The organism is Bradyrhizobium sp. UBA2491 (assembly GCF_002341725.1).
Classification (GTDB): domain Bacteria; phylum Pseudomonadota; class Alphaproteobacteria; order Rhizobiales; family Xanthobacteraceae; genus Bradyrhizobium.
Genome location: NZ_DDOP01000006.1, coordinates 7,478 through 27,455, shown reverse-complemented (window position 1 = coordinate 27,455; position 19,978 = coordinate 7,478). Strand labels below are relative to the sequence as shown.

Sequence of the window (19,978 nt, the reverse complement as noted above, 5' to 3'; positions counted from 1 at the left end):
ATTGACGCCGCAGCCGACGATCCGGCCGCAGACAGGACTGCGACATAGTGATGCCGCAGTCACAGCTCCTGACGGAAAAAGCCAATGTTGCTGGTGCGTGCGATGCGAACGCTTCGCACGACCTTGCTCATGCAAATCCTTTGCAAACAGATCGGTTGACGCTCTTCGGCGATCTCCATATTTGCGGCGTAACGGAGCTTCGGACCGCTCTCGCGCAGGCTTCATCGGCAGCTTGCGCGATTTCGGGTTGCATCGCTCGCATACTGCTGCCGGGGAGCAACCATGCTGAATGGCATTGTCTACTTCATCGTCCAGACACTGATCCTCGATCCTTTGCAGACCGAGATTTCCAACCGCCTCGTGAGGGCAGGCGTACCGCCGCAGACCGTCGCTGAGATCACCGAGTGCACGAAGTCGTCGCTGCCCGCGGCAGTGCGACGTGCAACGGAAGATCCGCAATGGGCGGTGGTGGTCGCGCTCGACGTCTGGCTGGCGAGGAAGACGCCGGAACAGATTGTGCAGGAGGCCGCGCCCTCCTGCAAACCCGCGATGGATTCGGCACGATCCTATTTCGGCAAGGGAGCCGTATGATGTTCAGGGTGATCGACGAGCCGATACCTGTCCGTGCGCCCGGACGCAGCCTCGATCGTTCGCTCAAGATTGCGATCGGAAGCTTCATCGTCAGCGCTTCGGTGTTCGCGATCAAGTACATCGCGTATGTGATAACCGGAAGCGTCGCGCTGTATTCGGATGCGATCGAAAGCATCATCAACATCACGACCGCGGCGGCCGTCATCATTGCAGTCAAGATCGCGGCCAATCCGCCTGACGCCGAGCATCCCTACGGTCATCATAAGGCCGAGTATCTGTCCGCCGTCGTCGTCGGTGTCATGATCGTCGCGGCCGCGATCGCCATCATGAAGGAGGCGTATGGAGGCTTCGTATCGCCCAAACCGATCGAGTCGGCTGGCCCCGGTCTGACCGTCAGCATAATAGCAACCGCGTTCAATCTGAGCTGGAGCCTGTTCCTGATCCGTCAGGGACGGATCCACAAGTCGGTGTCACTGGTCGCGGACGGGAAGCACCTGATGGCGGACGTGGCGACGTCCGTCGGCGTCCTTGTCGGCGTTGTCCTCGTCGTCGTCACGGGCATCATCGAACTCGATGCCGTGATCGCAGCACTGGTCGCCCTCCACGTTCTGTGGAGCGGCTGGGGCGTGATTCGCGAAAGCACCAGCGGGCTGCTCGACGAATCCGCGCCCGCCGAGGATGTCGCGGATATCAAGGCGGCGATCGCCCGCAATGCGGACGGTGCGATCGAGGCTCGCGGCCTGCGGACGCGCCACGCCGGCAAGGCACTGTTTGTCGAATTTCAGCTCGTCGTACCGGCTGAAATGAGCACCGGACGCGCGCACGAAATCTGCGATCGAATCGAAGCGGGAATCAAGGACCGGTTCGAAGGAGCGATGACGACGATTCACGTGGAGCCGGAGGAGCGGGCCACGCACGACAACGCGGCCGTCCAATCAGAGTGAAGTCGCAGCAGCCGAATCCAGGGCATCAGGATTGACGTGCGCATGAATCCCGGCCTGCTTCATCCAGGCCATTGGTTCCTTGCAACACCTGACGGATGGATCGGGCAGTCATCCTCTCCCCACTCAGATATATGTAGACCCCCCGGGCTTGCCGCAAGCCCGGGGTCATCCCGTAGAACGCGCGCCCAATCGATCGAACCGAGGGGATGCGAAATGCGGGAACATGATGTGGTGATTGCCGGCGGAGGGCCGACCGGGCTGATGCTGGCGGGCGAATTGATGTTGGCCGGGATCGATGTCGCGATCGTCGAGCGGCGGGCGAGCCCGGATCTCACCGGCTCGCGGGCGGGCGGCCTGCATGCGCGGACCATGGAGGTGCTCGATCAGCGCGGCATCGGCGATCGATTCGTCGCGGCGGGAACGCGCCATCCGGCGGTGCTGTTCCACTCGCATCTGGTTCCGCTTGATATCACCGACTTTCCGACCCGGCGCAATTTCACGCTCGGGCTGTTCCAGACCCGTATCGAGCGCATTCTCGGCGAATGGGTCGGCGAGCTCGGCGTGCCGATCTATCGCGCGTGCGACGTCACCGGCTTCACGCAGGACGAGGCCGGCGTCGATGTCGCGTTGTCGGATGGAGAGAGCATCCGGGCACAGTATCTCGTCGGCTGCGACGGCGGCCGGAGCATCGTCCGCAAGGCCGCCGGCATCGAATTCGCCGGATGGGATCCGACCAGAAGCTGGCTGATCGCCGAGGCCGAGATGTCCAGCGAACCGCAATGGGGCTTTCGCCAGGACGACACCGGCACCTATGCGATCGGCAAGGTGGAAGGCACCACGCGCGTGCGTGTGGTGCTGACCGAGCGGCAGCTCGGCACCGAGAGAGAGCCGACCCTGCGCGACGTCAGCGAGACGCTGGCCGCCGCGTATGGCACCGATTTCGGCATCCATGATCCGGTCTGGATCTCGCGCTTCACCGACATGACCCGGCAGGCGGCGACCTATCGCAGGCAGCGCGTGCTGCTGGCCGGGGATGCCGCCCATGTGCATCCCCCGATGGGCGGACAGGGCCTCAATATCGGCGTACAGGACGCGGTGAATCTGGGCTGGAAGCTCGCCCAGGTGGTCAAGCAGATATCACCGGACAGCCTGCTCGACAGCTATCAGGCCGAACGACATCCGGTGGCGGCCCGCGTGCTGCGCAACACCATGGCGCACGTCGCGCTCAGCCGCACCGACGCGCGCAGCAAGGCGCTGAACGAGGTCGTCTCCGATCTATTGCGCATGGACGAGCCGCGCCGCCGATTTGTCGCGATGATGTCGGGCCTCGACCTGCACTACGATCTCGGCGATGGCCATCCGTTGCTCGGACGCCGGATGCCGGATCTCGACCTCGTTACCGCGAACGGTCCCGTACAGCTCTTCACGCTGCTGCACTGGGCGCAACCCGTGCTGCTCAATTTCGCAGCGCCGAGCCGCGTCGATATCGCCGGCTGGACTGATCGCGTGCAGTCGGTCGATGCCGGCTACGCCGGCCCGTGGGAGCTTCCCGCGATCGGAACGGTGCCGGCACCGGCCGCCGTGCTGGTCCGGCCCGACGGCTATGTGGCGTGGGTCGGCGAGCAGGCGCAGACGGGGCTCACCGAGGCACTGACCAGATGGTTCGGCGCGCCGCTTGGTTGATAGAGTTCTTCGTCACGGCCGGGCTTGTCCCTGCCATCCACGTCTTCCTGGATCACCCAAGACAAAGACGTGGATGCCCGGCACAAGGCCGGGCATGACGGATTGCACAAGAGTACCTGATTTCTTCGCCCGCGCCCTACCCCGCCGGCTGGAACGAATCCGCGCGCGCCATCGCCCAGGCTTCGCGGAAGCGCGGATCCTGCGTGCCTTCGAGCAACTCGCCCGGGCGCAGCGCCGGGTAGAGTTGGGCGAAGGAGCGGACGTCGGTGGTCGAGGTCCGCTGCGAGAAGTGGATCGGGCGCAGATCCTGGGTATGCTCGAGGCCGGCGGCCGCGAGCAGCTCGGTCAGTGCGTGCAGGGTCGAGTGGTGATAATTGTACACCCGCTCGCTCTTGTCCGGCACGTAGAGCGCGCGGTTGCGCACCGGATCTTGCGAGGTCACGCCGGTCGGGCAACGATCGGTGTGGCAACTCAGGGACTGGATGCAGCCGAGCGCGAACATGAAGCCGCGCGCCGAATTGCACCAGTCGGCCCCGATCGCCATCGCGCGCGCCATGTCGAAGGCGGTCGCGATCTTGCCGGAGGCGCCGATCTTGATCCGGTCGCGCGCGCCGATACCGACCAGCGCGTTGTGGACGAAATTGACGCCCTCGCGCATCGGCATGCCCAAATGGTCCATGAACTCCAACGGCGCCGCGCCAGTGCCGCCTTCGTTGCCGTCGACCACGATGAAATCGGGATACAGCCCGCTCTCCTTCATCGCCTTGCAGATCGCCAGGAATTCCCAGGGATGGCCGATGCACATCTTGAAGCCGGCCGGCTTGCCGCCGGACAGCTTCCGCATGTTGGCGACGAATTCCATCATCTGGATCGGTGTCGAGAACGCCTTGTGATAGGCCGGCGAGATGCAGTCCTCGCCGAGCGGCACGCCGCGGATCTTGGAGATCTCCTCGGAGACCTTGGCGGCCGGCAGCACGCCGCCATGGCCGGGCTTGGCGCCCTGGCTGATCTTGAGCTCGACCATCTTGATCTGGTCGTCGCTCGAGACCCGCGCGAACTCGTCCGGATTGAAGGTGCCGTCGCGGTTGCGACAACCGAAATAGCCGGAGCCGATCTCCCAGATGATGTCGCCGCCCATCTCGCGGTGATACGGACTGACGCCGCCCTCGCCGGTGTCATGGGCGAAGCCGCCCTTCTTGGCACCGGCGTTCAGCGCCCGCACCGCGTTCGGGCTCAACGCGCCAAAACTCATCGCCGAGATGTTGAAGACCGAAGCCGAATACGGCCTGGTGCAATCGGGGCCGCCGATGGTGATGCGGAATTTCTCGTCGGCTTTCGGCTTCGGCGCCACCGAGTGGTGCATCCACTCATAGCCCTCGCGGTAGACGTCCTCCTGGGTGCCGAACGGCCGCTTGTCGAGCACCATCTTGGCGCGCTGATAGACCACCGCGCGGGTGTCGCGCGAGAACGGCATGCCGTCCTTCTCGCTCTCGAAGAAATACTGCCGCATCTCGGGGCGGATTTCCTCGAGCAGGAAGCGGACATGCGCCGAGATCGGGTAGTTGCGCAGCACCGCGTGGCTCTTCTGCGTGAGGTCGCGGATACCGAGCAATGTCAGCGCGCCGAAGATGACGAGCGGGATCAGGACGATCTTGAAGACCTTGTGATCGAAAATCCCGACCAGCAGCAGCAGCGCGGTGACGACGGCGCAGATCGTCAGCACGATGAAGCGCGGCGAGAACGGAAGCAGCATCGTGTCCATAGAACCCCTCAGCCGGTCTGCCTGGATACCCTGTCGGTCGCGAGCCTAATCCAACTCGCGGAACCAGCGCTACACGGTAATACGGCCGGTCGGTCACAGATGTGACAACCGCCCGGATGGGCGGGTGCGAGCGCCATGATCGTTCAACTTAATCCCACCTATTGCAGTGCAACGAAGTCGGCCGCGCACTCGCTGGTGCTCCCTCGCCCCGCTCTTGCGGGGAGAGGTTAGGAGCCCCCCGACCTCAATGGTCGTGCGGCTGCAATTCGTGCGGGATGTGGCCCGGCTTCAGGCCGTCGCTCGCGAGCCATTCGTTGGTGGTATCGCGCGCGCGTGCGATATGGTCCGCGGTCCGGGTGAAATCGTAGGGCGAGCCGACCAGCGGACAGAGCGGCGGCACCACGAAATACTCGACGTCGGGGCCGATATTCTCGAGCTCGTTGACGAGTTGCCGCGCGATCAGCAGCGTCAGCGCATGCAGCGCGTTGGCAAGCGCACCGACCGGCGGCGCCTGATTGGCGCAGGCGTGTCCAGTCGGCAGCACGATCAGGCGTTTCGCCCCATGCTTCACGGCGACGCGGACCGGTGTGTTGCTGGAGATCGCCCCATCGGCCAGGAAACGATCGCGGTAGTGCACCGGCGTGAACGCCCCGGGGATCGCGGTCGAGGCCACGATCGCTTCCGCCGCCGAGCCTTCCGACAGCACCACGCTGTCGCCGCTGATGATGTCGGTGGTGACGATGTGGATCGGCATCCGGGCGTCCTCGAGATTGCGGAACGGGATGTAGTCGTCGATCAGACGGCGGATGCCTTCATGCGAGATCAGGAAGTCGCGCCGCCACAGGAAGCTCACCAGCGTCCGCCAGGTCACCGGAAACACATCCTGCCGGGTCAAATGGCGCCAGATGTCGGCCAACCGAGCGACGCCCGAGACGGTGGGATCACCGGCATAGAATGCGCCGTTCAGGGCGCCGACGCTGGAGCCGACCACCATGTCGGCAACGACGCCGTGTGCGGCCAGCGCCTGCAGCATGCCGACCTGCACCGCGCCAAAGCTGCCGCCGCCGGCGAATACAAACGCAGTCTTCGGCGCATCCGGATTGGTGATGGACAAGCTGCGGCTCCTCGGGTCGCCGCGTTCGGGAAACGGCTGCGCGGCGTTGGGAGGGTTATAGCAAAGGAAAAACGGTGCACGCCACCTGCACAGCCGTCGTCCTGGCGAAGGCCAGGACCCATAACCACAAATGCTAAAGGCTGGAGCCCGATGGGGCCCCAGCCTTCGCAAAACAGAGAGTGGTGGTAATGGGTCCCGGCCTGCGCCGGGACGACACCGATTAACGCTCGACGAACGCCTTCTCGATCACGAAGTGACCGGGCGTGTTGCCGCTGCCTTCCTTGAAGCCACGGGTCTCGAACAGCTGCTTCAACTCTTCCAGCATCGCGGGGCTGCCGCACATCATGATGCGGTCGGTCTCGATGTCGAGCGGCCCTTGATGCAGGTCGGTGAAGAGCTGGTTGGATGTGATCAGGTCGGTGATGCGGCCGCGGTTGCGGAACGGCTCGCGCGTCACGGTCGGATAGTAGGACAGCTTCTCGGACAGCAGCGGCCCGAACAGTTCGTCGTCGCGCAGCTTGGCGACCAGCTCCTCGCCATAGGCGAGCTCGGAGACCTGGCGACAGCCATGCACCAGGAGGATCTGGTCGTAGCGATCATAGACCTCGGGGTCCTTGATCAGGCTCGCGAACGGCGCAAGGCCGGTGCCGGTCGACAGCAGCATCAGCCGCTTGCCGGGAATCAGGTTGTCGGTGATCAGCGTACCGGTCGCCTTGCGGCCGACCAGGATGGTGTCGCCCTCGCGGATCTTCTGGAGCTTGGAGGTGAGCGGGCCGTCCTGCACCTTGATCGAGAAGAACTCGAGCTCTTCCTCGTGATTGGCGCTCGCCATCGAATAGGCGCGCAGCAGCGGCCGGCCATCGACCTCGAGGCCGATCATGGCGAACTGGCCATTCTGGAAGCGGAAACCGGAATCGCGGGTGGCTCGGAAGCTGAAAAGCGTATCGGTCCAGTGCTGAACGGAAAGAACCTTCTCTCGATAGAACGCGCTCATGTGTTTTCGTTTTCTCGATTGACCAGATTTAGAATGGTTTGATTTAGACTGCCCGCGACGACGCAAAAGTGGCCGAAATCATTGAAGATCTCGCGTGTCCATTGCGCCTATGGGAGAGATAGTCAAGATCAACTGGCGTGCAATTGCGATCTCAGAATGGCAGTCGTTCGATTTCGCGCGGAGGTTCAACCACGCGACATCGTTAACACGCGGCGACGCGCGTAATATACTTGCCGAGATCAGCGCCGATCTGGCAATTAATTGCTGCGAAGTCAGCAACAAAGGGAAAATGATCTCGTGGTTCTGATCAGCCAGCGAATCTTCCTGGAAACCATCAAAAAATATTGCCTCGCGCACGATATCGCGATCGAGATCAGGTCCGGCGGATGGCTGCTCATCATGACCAGGGGCAACGAGCGACGGCTCGCGATCGGTTACGACATCGGGCTGAACAGCGCGGTCGCGCATCAGGTTGCCAACGACAAATCGGCCTGCGCTGACGTGCTGGCGTCGGCGCGCGTCCCCGCCCTTCCGCACACGCTGGTTCTCGGCGCAAAGCTCAGCAAGCACATCCCGGGATCGGACTCGCTGGACGCGATACAACTTCTGCTGGACAGGCATCCGCTCGGGCTCGTCGTCAAACCCAATGCGGGGACATCAGGCGAGCTGGTGTTTCGGGTGACGACCCGGGCGCAACTTGAGACGGCGGTGGCGCGCATCCTCGCCGCGCATCCGAGCCTTGCGATCTCGCCCTATGTCGAGATCGAGGACGAGGTGCGCGTCGTGCTGCTCGATGGGCGCGCGCTGATTGTCTACGGCAAGACCCGCCCGTCGGTGGTCGGCGACGGCGTCCATTCATTGCGCGCGCTGGCGCGGGCGGCGACGACCGAAGATCAATTCAAGATCATCACCACGGAACACGACGTCGCCGCGCTCGACGCCATTCCGCCGCTTGGTGAGCGGCGGCTGTTGAACTGGCGGCACAACCTCGATGCCGGCGCGGAGCCGGTGCTTCTTGCAGATGGCGCGGCACGCGAGGCCTGCGTCGCACTGGCCATCAGGGCTGCACAAGCCGTCGGCATTCGCTTCGCTTCCATCGACGTGGTGCGCGCCGACGGTGCGTGGAAAATCCTCGAAGTGAACGCCGGCGTGAAGATGGAAGCGCTGGCCCGCCGCCATCCGGAATTGGTCGAGGCGGCCTATGGCTCCGCCCTCGACCGCCTGTTCGGCTGAACAACGCAACCGAGGTGCGACCGTCGTCAGGCGGTCCGCGCCAATTCCCGGACGGCAGCCTTGTCCTCCCTTGGCGCTTCGTCGCCACTGTGAGTCAGTTCGCGGAAGGTCTCGATCCTGGCTGGCGCGCCGAGCAGATAGCCCTGCATCTCGTCGCAGAACTCGTCACGCAGGAAACGCAGCTCCTCATCCGACTCGACGCCTTCGGCAAGCACCGGCAGGCCGAGCCCGCGACCGATGCCGAGCACGGCGCGCACGATCGTGGCAGCCTGTTCGTTGGTATCGACCGATTTGATGAACGAGCCGTCGATCTTGATCTTGTCGAACGGGAATGCGCGCAGGTTCGACAGCGACGAATAGCCGGTGCCGAAATCGTCCATGGCGATGCGAACGCCGAATCCCTTGATCCGCCGCAGCGTCGCCAGCGCGCGATTGAAATCGCGGACCAGCGCCGTCTCGGTGATTTCGATTTCGAGCCGGCGCGGCGACAGCCCGGTCTCCAGCAATACCTTGTGCACGTCCTGCACGAAATTGGCGTTGTAGAGCTGGGCACCCGAGACGTTGACGGCCACCGTCAGCGGTTGCGTCCAGTTCACCGCCTCCTGGCACGCCTTTCTCAGCACCCAATCGCCGATCTCCAGGATTGAGCCGGACTCCTCGGCGATCGGAATGAAGACCGCGGGCGAGATCACGCCGCGCGTCGGGTGCTTCCAGCGCAACAGCGCCTCGAAGCCGGTCACGACCCCGGTGCGAATGTCCTTCTGCGGCTGGTAGACCAACCACAACTCGTCACGCGAGATCGCATGCCGCAGATCGTGCTCGATCATGCGTCGCTCGCGGACGTCGGAGCCCATCTTCGCCTCGAAAAAGCGGTAGGTGGAGCGGCCCTCGGTCTTGGCGCGATAGAGCGCGGTGTCGGCATGCACCAGCAGGGTCTCGCGCTCGGAGCCGTCATCCGGGCAGATCGCGATGCCGACGCTGCTGGAAATACTTTCGACCTCGGGCATGATGTCCTTGCGGCGCAACGCATCGAGGATCGATTCGGCCAGATGGCTGACCGCCGAGGGGCTGGCAAGCTGCGGCACCAGGATGGCGAACTCGTCGCCGCCCAACCGGGCCATCATATGCCGCTCGCCGAGCACTGCGGTGACGCGCGAGGCGACGGCCTGCAGAACCTTGTCGCCCGCGGCATGACCGAACAGGTCGTTGACCTCCTTGAAGCGGTCGAGGTCGAGACAGAGCACCGCCAGCTTGTCGCCCTTGGCCAGCGCGTTGCCGACCTCCTGATCCATCCGCGTGTTGAAATGGCTGCGGTTTGGCAGCGACGTCAGCGCGTCATGGTGCGCCAGATAGCGAATGTGCCGCTCGGCCTCGCGGCGCGCGCGCAGATCGCGAACCGCGATGACCTGATGCGGCCGGCCGGCAAAATCCAGCGATCGCCGGATCAGTTCGACCGGGATCATCGAACCGTCGGCGTGATGCAAATTGGTCTCGATCGGCTTGTGCGGATCGGCCGCGATCCTGGCGAGCGCGATCTGGTCCGGAAAGCAGGCTGCGAGGCGGCCGCCGACGAGTTGATCTGACGAGGAGCCGGCGAGATGCACGAAGCTGTCATTGACGGTCACGATGATGTCGCCGTCGCAGACCAGCAGCCCCTCGACCGCGCCGTTGGCGAGACCGCGCATGCGGTCGGCTTCGATCTCCATCCGGCGGCGTTCGCGCAGGTCGAGCGCGCTGCCGGTCAACGCAAGCAGGATGATGACGAAGCTCGCGACGCCCACGGCGCCGGCAAGCCATTCGGCCGGCAGCGCCGAACGCGGCACCACGATCGTCGGGTCGGGGATGATCGATACCGCGCCCATCGCCGTGAAGTGATGGCTACAGATCGCCAGCGTCAGCAGCAGCGCACCCAACACCTTCCACTTCAGGGACCTGTCATGGAGACCCGCGGGCAGCGCCGCCGCGCCGATCACCGTGCCGATCACGATCGAGGCCACAACGAGCGCGGGGTCCCAAAGGATCACTCCGGCGACCTCAAACGCGGCCATGCCGGTGTAATGCATCGCGGCGATGCCGCCGGCGACGATCGCCCCGCCCAGTGCCGGCCCGAAGCGCCAGCCCGGACGCATCGCAACCGCCAGTCCCACACCGGTCAGCACGATGGCCGCAACCAGCGACAGGAAGGTCAGCTTGATATTGTAGCCGCTCGGAAGTCCCGGTGCGAAGGCGAGCATCGCGATGAAATGCGTCGCCCAGATGCCGAAGCCGGTGGACACCGCCGACACCACGATCCAGACACCGCGCATCTGACCGACCGAACTCCGTGCGTGGCGCAGCAGGTTGATGGCGGCATAGGAGGCAAGGCTACAGACGACGGCGGCCAGCCCAACGAGCCACAAATCATGCTCGGTCGCGATGCAATTATAGACCTTGAACATCTGATCAGTACCGTAATTGATGGATCCATAAGAGGCCGTTATGGGTCCACCGTAGGCAGCAGCGTATTACGAGTGGTAAACCCCCGTAAAAGACCGGTACTGATGCTCGACATGGTAAACAATCGGTCCGGTCGGGGGCGGAGCGACAGCTTGCACCTGTCCATCCCGGGCAGCATCCAGCCCTTGGTAACCAGCGGTCAACCAAGCGGCCCCAGCACGACAATCGTCCCGGCCGCGGCCGGGGCAATCGCTTATGGCCACGAACAGTTTTGCGCGGCCGTTTCCACGTTCGTCATGGCCGGGCTTGTCCCGGCCATCCACGTCTTTCTCACGCGGTAATCAAGACGTGGATGCCCGGCACAAGGCCGGGCATGACGGAGTTTGTGGGGAGATCGAGCCCATGTTCGATTGCCCTGCGGCCAAGGCCGGGACGATCTCGAACGTATCACGCCAAGCTCAATTGCTCTCGTCGAGCACCTTGAAGGCCTCTTCGAGTTGCGGAGACAGCGCGACGTTGAGCTTCTCGCCGGTCGGCAGGCGGGCGACGAACCATTTGTCGTAGAGCGGGATGATGTCGCGGTTCGAAGCGAGCTTGCGGAATGCGCGCTCCACCACTTCCTTCATCTGCGGCTCACCCTTGCGGTACATGATGCCGTAGGGATCGTAGGACAGGTAGTCGCCGGTAACGCGGAATTTGTCCTGCGACTTGTGCCGCGCAATCAGGCCGTAGAGCAGGATGTCGTCGGTCGCGAACGCATCGGCCTTGCCGTCCACCAGCATCTGGTAGGACTGCTCGTGGTCGCCCGATGTGACGATGTTGAGCCCGAGCGATTGCTTGGCATCAACATTGTGCATCGCCTGCTCGTTGGTGGTGCCTTTGGTCACCACCACGGTCTTGCCCTTGAGATCGCTGACCTGGTTGACGCTAGAAGCCTTCGGCACCATCAGCTTGGTGCCGGCCACGAACATCAGTGGCGAGAACGCGACCTGCTTGCCGCGCTCCGCATTCGCCGTGGTCGACCCGCATTCGAGATCGATCTTCTTGTCGACGACCGCCGGAATGCGATCGTCCGAGGTGACCTTGACGTAGTCGATCTTGAGGTTGGCGTCGTCGACCTCTGCCCCGATCTCGTCCACGATCGCGTCGCACAGCTCGAGGCTGTAGCCGATCGGCCGATTAGAATGGTCGAGGAACGAGAACGGCGGCGAACTCTCGCGATAGCCGAGCCGCACGCTGTGCGTGGCCTTGATGTTGGCGAGCGTGGGGCTGAGCCCCTCGCCGCCGGCCGTCTGTGCGAGGGCCGGTGCTGCCAGCAGACATGCTGCCAGCACCAGCCCTTCAGCCAGGATCGGCCTCCAGCGGGCAGGATGCATGCGTCCCTCCCGTCAATGTGCCGGCACAGCGTCACCGGCGACGGCATCGGACGGCACGGCGTCGTCGGGCCCGAGCTCATGCTCGGCCTTCAGCTCGCCCTCCCACTTCGCGACCACCGCGGTCGCCAGCGAGTTGCCGATCACGTTGGTGGCGCTGCGGCCCATGTCGAGGAAGGTGTCGATGCCCATGATCATCAACAGCCCGGCCTCGGGGATGTTGAACTGCGACAGCGTCGAGGCGATCACCACCAGCGACGCGCGCGGCACGCCGGCGACGCCCTTCGAGGTGATCATCAGGGTCGCCAGCATCGCGAACTGGGTGCCGAGCGACATCTCGATGTGATAGCTCTGCGCGATGAAGATGCTCGCGAAGGTGCAGTACATCATCGTGCCGTCGAGGTTGAAGGAATAGCCGAGCGGCAGCACGAAGGCCGAGATCCGCGAGGAGGCGCCGAACTTGTTCAGCCCCTCCAGCGTCTTCGGGTAGGCCGCCTCCGACGAGGCGGTCGAGAACGCGATCATCAGCGGCTCGCGGATCAGCCGCAGCAGATGGCTGTAGCGTGGCCCGATCACGATGAAGCCGACCATCACCAGGATGCCCCACAGGAGCAGCAGCGACAGGTAGAAGCCGCCCATGAACACGATCAGCTTCCAGAGCACGCCGAGGCCGTTCTTCGAGACCGTCGCCATGATCGCGGCCCACACCGCGATCGGCGCGAACAGCATCACGTAGCCGGTGACCTTGAGCATGATGTGCGCGAGGTCGTCGATCAGGCTCATGATCGGCTTCGACCGCTCGGGCATGGCGCCGAGCGCGACCGCGAAGAACACCGCGAACACCACGATTTGCAGGATCTCGTTCTGCGCCATCGCGTCGGCGATCGAGGTCGGGATCAGATGGGTCAGGAATTTCTCGACCGAGAACGCCGACACCGGCAGGCCGGTGGATTGGGCCTTGTCGGGCAGCGTGCCGGGGAAGTTGGCGCCGGGTTGCAGCAGATTGACCATCACGAGGCCGAGCAGCAGCGAGATGAAGGAGGCGGAGACGAACCAGCCCATGGTCTTGGCGAAGATGCGCCCGAGCTTGGCGCCGCTTCCCATATGCGCGATGCCGCCGACGAGGGTTGCGAACACCAGGGGCGCGATGATCATCTTGATCAGGCGCAGGAACAGCATGGCGATCAGGTTGACGTCTGCTGCGATTTCGGCACGGCTGTCAGGAAAATAGTTGAAGACAATCGTCCCCATCGCGATGCCAAGGACCATCGCAATCAGGATGTACTGCGTAAACCTGTTCGACATTCTCTTACCCCCGTAAGTTCCCGGCGAAGGGCAAGTGTGGCAGATTTACGCACCTATGCAACACGCTTCGCGCCGAGCGGGACTTTGCCGAAATGTTCCCGTTGTGGAATGCCAGCGCGCGGACTAGCGTTCATGCAGCGCACAATCTGTGCAATGCGCTGCGCAACGCGCAGCCAATTGCATGCGAAACGACCAACGCGAGGGGGAGACATCGCCAATGAACGACACCGTCAATCGCCAGATCCTGCTTGTTGAAAAACCGACCGGCAAGCTTGGCCCCGAGCACTTTCGGCTGACCAAGGGCACCGTCCCCGTGCCGAAGGACGGCGAGGCGCTGGTGCGCACGCGCTACATCTCGCTCGATGCCGCCAACCGCGCCTGGATGCATGGCGCCACCTACCGTGCCGCGGTGGAAGCCAACACGGTGATGGCCGGCGGCAGCATTGCCGAGGTGGTGTCGTCGAATGACCCCGGCCTGAAGCCGGGCGATGTCGTATTCGGCGACACCGGCTGGCAGGATTACGCCGCGGTGCCCGCCAAGCACCTGTCGAAGATGCCGAAGCTCGAGCCGATGACGCATCTGCTCAGCGTCTACGGCATTGCCGGCCTGACCGCCTATTTCGGCCTGCTCCATGTCGGCAAGCCCAAGGAGGGTGAGACCGTGGTGGTGTCGGCCGCGGCCGGCTCGGTCGGCTCGATCGTCGGCCAGATCGCCAAGCTCAAGGGCTGCCGCGTGGTCGGCATCGCCGGCGGCAAGGACAAATGTCACTGGCTGACATCGGAGCTCGGCTTCGACGCCGCGGTCGACTACAAGGACGGCGCCACCTACAAGGCGCTGCGCGCGGCGGCGCCCAAGGGCATCGACGTCTATTTCGACAATGTCGGCGGCGACATCCTGGAAGCCTGCCTGTCGCAGATGAACAACCGCGGCCGCATCGCCTGCTGCGGCGCGATCTCACAGTATGACGGCGTGCCGTCGGCGCATGGCCCGCGCGGCGTGCCCGGCCTGATCGTGGTGAAGCGGCTGATCATGCAGGGCTTCATCGTGATGGACTACATGGACCAGCGCGACACGGCGCTCGCCGACCTGCAATCCTGGGTCTCCTCCGGCAAGCTCAAGGTGCAGGAGGACGTCATCGACGGCATCGAGAACACGCCGCAGGCGCTGATCGGGCTGCTCGCCGGCGAGAACCGCGGCAAGCGCATGGTGAAGGTGTAAAGCCGAGAAGCAGGTGCGTAGGGTGGGTTAGCGAAGCGTAACCCACCTTTTCCTTCGCATTGGCATGGCGGGTTACGCCGTCGGCTAACCCGCCCTACGCAGCTGGGTGACGGGGATGGATTGAGGACGCGGGGCTAGTGCACCGTGCCCGAGGCCTGCGGCGCGGCTTGCGGCCCGGCCGTCTTGCCCTTCTTCACCTTGCGCCAGTTCTCGAAATTCTGCACCACGACGAAGAATGCCGGCACGAACAGCACCGCGAGGCAGGTCGAGGCGATCATGCCGGAGAACACGGTGATGCCGATCGACTTGCGGGCGTTGGCGCCGGCGCCGGTCGCGATCACCAGCGGCAGCACGCCGAGGATGAAGGCGAACGACGTCATCAGGATCGGCCGGAACCTGGCGCGCGCGGCGTCGATCGCCGATTCCAGCACCGGCTTGCCGTCGCGGATATGATGCTCGAGCGCGACCTCGACGATCAGGATCGCGTTCTTGGCCGACAGCGCGATCAGGAGAATGGTGCCGATCTGGGTATAGAGATTGTTCTCGATCCGGAGCGCCGTCAGCACCAGCATCGGCCCGAGCAACGACAGCGGCACCGCCAGGATCACCGAGATCGGCGCATACCAGCTCTCATATTGCCCGGCGAGCACGAGGTAGACCAACAGCAGCGCCAACGCGAACACGAAGTAGATCTGACCGCCGACCGCCTTCTCCTGGTACGACATCGCCGTCCACTCATAGCCGGTCCCCGGCGGCAGCGTCTTGGCGGCGATCTCCTCCATCAGCGTCATCGACTGACCCGAGCTGTAGCCCTGCGACGGCAGGCCGATGATGGTGGCCGACGGATAGAGATTGTAGAGGCTGATCAGCGACGGCCCGACCGACGGCGTGATGTTCGCCACGGTGCCGAGCGGGATCATGTCGCCGTTGCTGTTGCGCACCATCATGTTCTGGATGTCGCGCAGCGTCAGTCGATATTGCGCGTCAGCCTGGGTGTAGACCTGGAAGGTGCGGCCGAACTTGGTGAACTGGTTGACGTAGCTCGCGCCCAGATAGGACGACAGCGTCGAGAAGATCTGGTCGGTGGTGACATGCAGCGTCTGGGTCTTGATGCGGTCGACCTCGACGTCGAACTGCGGCACCATCGAGCGGAACGACGACTGCACCCGTTGCAGCGAGCTTTGCGTCTGGGCGTTGCTGACCACCGCGCCGGTGACCGCCTGTAGCTTGCCGTAGTCGGCATTGCCGTCACGCAGCTGCACCTGCATGGCAAAGCCGGCGGCATTGCCGATGCCCTGGATCGGCGGCGGCGGGATCACCAGGATGCGCGCCTCCGGGATCACCGCGAGCCGGTCGTTGAGGCCGTAGACCAGCGAGCGCAGATCCTCGCCCGGGCCGCGCGAGCCCCAGTCCTTCAGGATCACATAGGCGACGCCGGCATTGGCCAGGCTCGACGAATTGTCGAGCGCCGAGATGCCGGCGATGCTGACCACCTGCTCGACCCCCGGCGTCTTGCGGGCGATCTCGGTGACCCGGTCGAGCACCCGCTGGGTGCGATCGATCGCAGCGCCGTCGGGCAGCTGCACGGCGGCCAGGAGGTAGCCCTGGTCCTCGATCGGGATGAAGCCGGTCGGCACCCGTGACAGCCCGTAGCCGGCAATTCCGATCAGGACCAATGCGACGAGCACCGAGGTCTTGGCGTGGCCGGCAATGCCGCCGATGATCCGGGTGTAGCCCCGCTCCACCCGGTCATAGACCGCGTTGAAGCCGCGGTAGAAGAAATTGCGCTGCGCCGGTGGCACCGGCGGGCGCAGCCACAGCGCGCACTGCGTCGGCTTCAGGGTTGCGGCATTGACCGCGCTGAGCAGCGCAGTGGCCGCGATCACCAGCGCGAATTGCGCGTACATGCGGCCGGTCAGCCCGGGCAGGAACGCGGCCGGCAGGAACACCGAGATCAGCACCAGGGTGATGCCGACGATCGGCGCGAACAGTTCGTCCATCGCCTTGATCGCGGCGTCATGGCCGGACATGCCGCGCTCGATATTATGCGCGGCGCCTTCGACCACGACGATGGCGTCGTCGACCACGATGCCGATCGCCAGCACGATCGCGAACAGCGTCGACAGGTTGATGGTGAAGCCGAGCGCGGCCATGGCCGCGAACGCGCCGATGATGGTGACCGGCACGGTGGTCGCCGGCACCAGCATCGCCCGCCAGTCCTGCAGGAACACCAGGATCACCACCAGCACCAGCAGGCCGGCCTCGATCAGGGTCCGGTAGACCTCGTCGATCGAGGCCTGGACGAATTTGGTGGTGTCGAACGGCGTGTCGTACTGGATGTCCTGCGGGAATTGCCTGGCGAGCTCCGCCACCTTCTTCTGCACTTCCTTCTCGACCTGGAGCGCATTGGCGCCCGGCGACAGGAACACACCGATGCCGGTGGCCGGCTTCTGGTTCAGCGAGAACACCTGGCTGTAGGTCTGCGCACCGAGTTCGACCGAGCCGAGGTCGCGGACCCGGATGACGTCGCCGACATTGCCGGTCTTGACGATGATGTTCTCAAACTGGCTCGCGTCATCGAGCCGGCCGTTGACGTTCAGCGTATACTGGAAAGCCTGCCCCTGCGGCGCCGGCGGCGCGCCGACCTGCCCGGCGGTGACCTGCTGGCTCTGCTGCTGGATCGCCTGGATGACATCCTGCGGCATCAATCCGCGCGCTTGCAGCTTGTTCGGATCGAGCCAGACCCGCATCGAGTATTGCCCGGCGCCGAACACCGTGACGTTGCCGACGCCCGGCAGGCGGGACAGCTCGTCGCGGATGTTGATGGTGGCGTAGTTCGACAGGAACAGGCTGTCATAGGTCTTGTTCGGCGAGGTCAGCGTCACGAACAGCAGGATCGAGGTCGATCGCTTCTGCACCGTGACGCCCTGGTTCTGCACCGCGGTCGGCAATTGCGACAGCGCCGAGGAGACGCGGTTCTGCACCAGCACCTGCGCGAAATTGAGGTCGGTGCCGATCTTGAAGGTCACCGTCAGGGTGTAGGTGCCGTCGGCGCCGCTGTAGGACTGCATATAGAGCATGTCCTCGACGCCGTTGACCTGCTGCTCGATCGGCAGTGCCACGGTGTCGATCACAGTCTTCGCCGACGCGCCGGGGTAGCGCGTCGTCACCTGCACCGTCGGCGGCACCACGTCGGGATATTGTGCGACCGCGAGATTGAACAGCGCCACCCCGCCGATCAGGATCATCAGGATCGCGATGACGTTCGACAGGACCGGCCGCTCGATGAAGAATTTCGAGATCATGGCGCGCCCCTCACTTGGCCGCGGCCGGCGTCGCGTCGCCCTTTTGAATCTGCGGATCGACCTTCTGTCCGGGGATCGCGCGCAGCAGACCGGCGGTCACGACGCGGTCATCGGCCTTCAGCCCGCTCTCGATGACGCGCAGGCCGTCATCGAGCGGGCCGGTCGTCACCTTGCGCTGCTCGACCACATTGTCGGCATTGACGACCAGGACGTAACGGCCGGCCTGATCGCTGCCGATCGCGACGTCAGGCACCAGCAGCGCGTTGTCCTGCTTGTCGAACGGCACGCGAACCCGGACATAGAATCCGGGCAGCAGCACGCGCTCTGGATTCGGCACCAGGCCGCGAACGGCGAGCGTTCCGGTCGACTGGTTGATGGTCGGCGAGATGTAGTCGAGCTTGCCTTTGTGCGGATAACCGGTCTCGGTCTGTAGGCCGACCTCGATCGGCAGCTGCCTGATGTCGCTGACGGAGATGCCGCGCCGGCGCGCTTCGTCGCGCACCCGCTGCACATCCTGTTCATTGACGTTGAAATTCACATAGATCGGGTCGAGCTGCACGATGGTGGCAAGCTGGGTCGGCGATGCCACGCCGACCAGTTCGCCGACCGAGACCAGATGGTTGCTGACGATGCCGTCGAACGGCGCTGCCACATTGGTGTAGCCGTAATTCACCGCGGCGATCTTGGTGTTGACCTGGGCCTGTTGCAGATTGGCCTGGGCGTTGTCCCGCGTCGATGTCGACGTGTCCAGCGTCGCCTGCGACACCGCCTGGCGCTGCACCAGGTCCTGCTGCCGCTTGAAGTCGGCCTCAGCCTGTTTCAGCGTCGCCTGCGCACCGACCTCGGCGGCCTGCGCCTGCTCCAGCTTCAGCTTGTAGGTCTCCGGCTCGATCGTGAACAGGGTGGTCCCCTGCTTCACGGCGGAGCCGTCCTGATAGTTGATCGCCTGCAAGAAGCCCTGCACGCGCGCGACGAGATCGACGGTCTTGATCGGCGCGGTGTTTCCGGTTGCGTCCAGATAGCGTGTGATGGCGCGCTGCACTGGCGGCGCAACCTCGACCTTGGGCGGCGGTGGCGCCACAAAACTGTTTTGCTCGCAGGCACTTAAACCGACGAAGGCGGACATGACGAACGCCGCACGCGCAAGCGGTGCACTTCGCAGCCGCACAAAATTGATCCGCATGAAATGTGCCGATGCGCGCGCATGCTTCATTTCCGGGCCTCAATGCAAATGACTTAAATCAAACACGCCGAGTGAAATCAGCTTTGCCCTCCATAGCAACAATCCGCTTGCAGCGGAACTCGAAAGCGAAAATGATACCGCTCGCGAAGGTTGCTACAGCAAGAATTTTCAGAACGCAGTTCAGTTGAGCCGGCGGCTTCCGGCGCGACAAGAGGATTTATTCAGATGATCAATGCGTTGACACGTGCAACGAAGCATTCCGCATGGCTTGCGCTTGCGGCTTTCATCAGTACCGCGCCGGCGATGTCGCAGGCGCCGAGCCAGGCGCAGCGCGACGCCATCAAGTCGCAATGCCGCAACGACTACATCGCACACTGCTCCAGCGTCCCGCCGGGCGGCGAAGCGTCGCTGCAATGCTTGCAGAAGAACATGGCAAGCCTCGGTCCCGGCTGCGCCAGCGCGGTCAAGGCCGTGGAAGCACCGGCCGCCGCGCCCGCGGCAGCCAAGACCGACGCGGCGCCCGCAACCACCGCGGCCAAGCCCGCGGAGACGGCGGCGCCGAAAGCTGCCGCCGCAGGAAAGCCAAGCAGCGCGCAGATCTCGGCAATCCGCAGTGCGTGCCGCTCCGACTATCCCAAGGTTTGCGCCGGTGTGCCGACCGGCGGCGCGCCCGCATTGCAGTGCCTGGAGAAGAACAAGGCAAAGCTCTCACCGGCCTGCGAGAAGGCGGTGGCGGCTGCCGGCGGCGGTGGCACCGCGCCGGCCGCGGACGCCGCGGCGGCACCAGCGGCCGCGCCAGCATCTCCCAGGGCGAGGCCGAGCACAGCCAGGGCGCC

General features: G+C 64.4%; 14 protein-coding genes. 6 read left to right on the top strand and 8 right to left on the bottom strand.

Annotated elements, in window-relative coordinates:
• Positions 1 to 282 precede the first annotated feature (282 nt).
• From B2W55_RS01540 to B2W55_RS01530, 3 genes are all read left to right on the top strand, one after another.
• Positions 283 to 591 (top strand): hypothetical protein, encoded by a 309-nt coding sequence (locus tag B2W55_RS01540; protein WP_024581588.1) that lies wholly within the window; start codon positions 283 to 285, stop codon positions 589 to 591.
• Positions 591 to 1,535, top strand: coding sequence for a cation diffusion facilitator family transporter (locus B2W55_RS01535; protein WP_043855495.1), 945 nt, complete (start codon positions 591 to 593; stop codon positions 1,533 to 1,535). The genes B2W55_RS01540 and B2W55_RS01535 overlap by 1 nt, the downstream gene beginning before the upstream one ends.
• A gap of 213 nt (positions 1,536 to 1,748) precedes the next feature.
• The gene (locus tag B2W55_RS01530) at positions 1,749 to 3,218 is read left to right on the top strand and encodes an FAD-dependent monooxygenase (RefSeq protein ID WP_024581586.1); all 1,470 of its coding nucleotides are present in this window, start codon (positions 1,749 to 1,751) and stop codon (positions 3,216 to 3,218) included.
• A 136-nt stretch (positions 3,219 to 3,354) separates the two neighbouring features.
• Here B2W55_RS01530 and B2W55_RS01525 read toward each other — a convergent pair whose 3' ends face one another.
• The 3 genes from B2W55_RS01525 to B2W55_RS01515 all read right to left on the bottom strand — a co-directional run bounded on the left by B2W55_RS01525 (position 3,355) and on the right by B2W55_RS01515 (position 7,088).
• Positions 3,355 to 4,980 (bottom strand): FMN-binding glutamate synthase family protein, encoded by a 1,626-nt coding sequence (locus B2W55_RS01525; RefSeq protein ID WP_024581585.1) that lies wholly within the window; start codon positions 4,978 to 4,980, stop codon positions 3,355 to 3,357.
• Between the two features lie 244 nt (positions 4,981 to 5,224).
• Positions 5,225 to 6,094 carry a patatin-like phospholipase family protein gene (locus B2W55_RS01520; protein ID WP_024581584.1) on the bottom strand — a complete coding sequence of 290 codons (870 nt, stop codon included), beginning with the start codon at positions 6,092 to 6,094 and terminating at the stop codon, positions 5,225 to 5,227.
• 220 nt (positions 6,095 to 6,314) lie between these two features.
• Entirely contained in the window at positions 6,315 to 7,088 is a 774-nt protein-coding gene (locus B2W55_RS01515; RefSeq protein WP_024581583.1) for a ferredoxin--NADP reductase, read from the bottom strand.
• A gap of 297 nt (positions 7,089 to 7,385) precedes the next feature.
• Between B2W55_RS01515 and B2W55_RS01510 the strand changes: the two genes are divergently transcribed.
• Positions 7,386 to 8,321, top strand: a complete 936-nt coding sequence (locus tag B2W55_RS01510) for an ATP-grasp domain-containing protein (RefSeq protein WP_024581581.1) — start codon at positions 7,386 to 7,388, stop codon at positions 8,319 to 8,321.
• Between the two features lie 26 nt (positions 8,322 to 8,347).
• On the opposite strand, the gene B2W55_RS01505 is transcribed toward B2W55_RS01510, so the two are convergent.
• The 3 genes from B2W55_RS01505 to B2W55_RS01495 all read right to left on the bottom strand — a co-directional run bounded on the left by B2W55_RS01505 (position 8,348) and on the right by B2W55_RS01495 (position 13,435).
• Positions 8,348 to 10,759 carry a bifunctional diguanylate cyclase/phosphodiesterase gene (locus B2W55_RS01505; RefSeq protein WP_024581580.1) on the bottom strand — a complete coding sequence of 804 codons (2,412 nt, stop codon included), beginning with the start codon at positions 10,757 to 10,759 and terminating at the stop codon, positions 8,348 to 8,350.
• A gap of 456 nt (positions 10,760 to 11,215) precedes the next feature.
• Positions 11,216 to 12,133 carry an amino acid ABC transporter substrate-binding protein gene (locus B2W55_RS01500; RefSeq protein ID WP_024581578.1) on the bottom strand — a complete coding sequence of 306 codons (918 nt, stop codon included), beginning with the start codon at positions 12,131 to 12,133 and terminating at the stop codon, positions 11,216 to 11,218.
• A gap of 12 nt (positions 12,134 to 12,145) precedes the next feature.
• Entirely contained in the window at positions 12,146 to 13,435 is a 1,290-nt protein-coding gene (locus B2W55_RS01495; RefSeq protein ID WP_024581577.1) for a dicarboxylate/amino acid:cation symporter, read from the bottom strand.
• Positions 13,436 to 13,652: 217 nt separating this feature from the next.
• Here B2W55_RS01495 and B2W55_RS01490 point away from each other — a divergent pair, with 217 nt between their 5' ends.
• Complete coding sequence (locus B2W55_RS01490; RefSeq protein WP_024581576.1) at positions 13,653 to 14,654, top strand: NADP-dependent oxidoreductase; 1,002 nt, start codon at positions 13,653 to 13,655, stop codon at positions 14,652 to 14,654.
• Positions 14,655 to 14,788: 134 nt separating this feature from the next.
• Here the strand turns inward: B2W55_RS01490 and B2W55_RS01485 are convergent, their stop codons facing one another.
• Together B2W55_RS01485 and B2W55_RS01480 are read right to left on the bottom strand one after the other, a co-directional pair.
• Positions 14,789 to 17,959: an efflux RND transporter permease subunit gene (locus tag B2W55_RS01485; RefSeq protein WP_024581575.1), complete on the bottom strand. Its 3,171-nt coding sequence runs from the start codon at positions 17,957 to 17,959 to the stop codon at positions 14,789 to 14,791.
• A gap of 10 nt (positions 17,960 to 17,969) precedes the next feature.
• Positions 17,970 to 19,085, bottom strand: coding sequence for an efflux RND transporter periplasmic adaptor subunit (locus B2W55_RS01480; protein WP_024581574.1), 1,116 nt, complete (start codon positions 19,083 to 19,085; stop codon positions 17,970 to 17,972).
• A gap of 282 nt (positions 19,086 to 19,367) precedes the next feature.
• Here B2W55_RS01480 and B2W55_RS01475 point away from each other — a divergent pair.
• On the top strand, positions 19,368 to 19,978 hold a 611-nt coding region (locus B2W55_RS01475; RefSeq protein WP_291532174.1), incomplete at its 3' end, for a cysteine rich repeat-containing protein.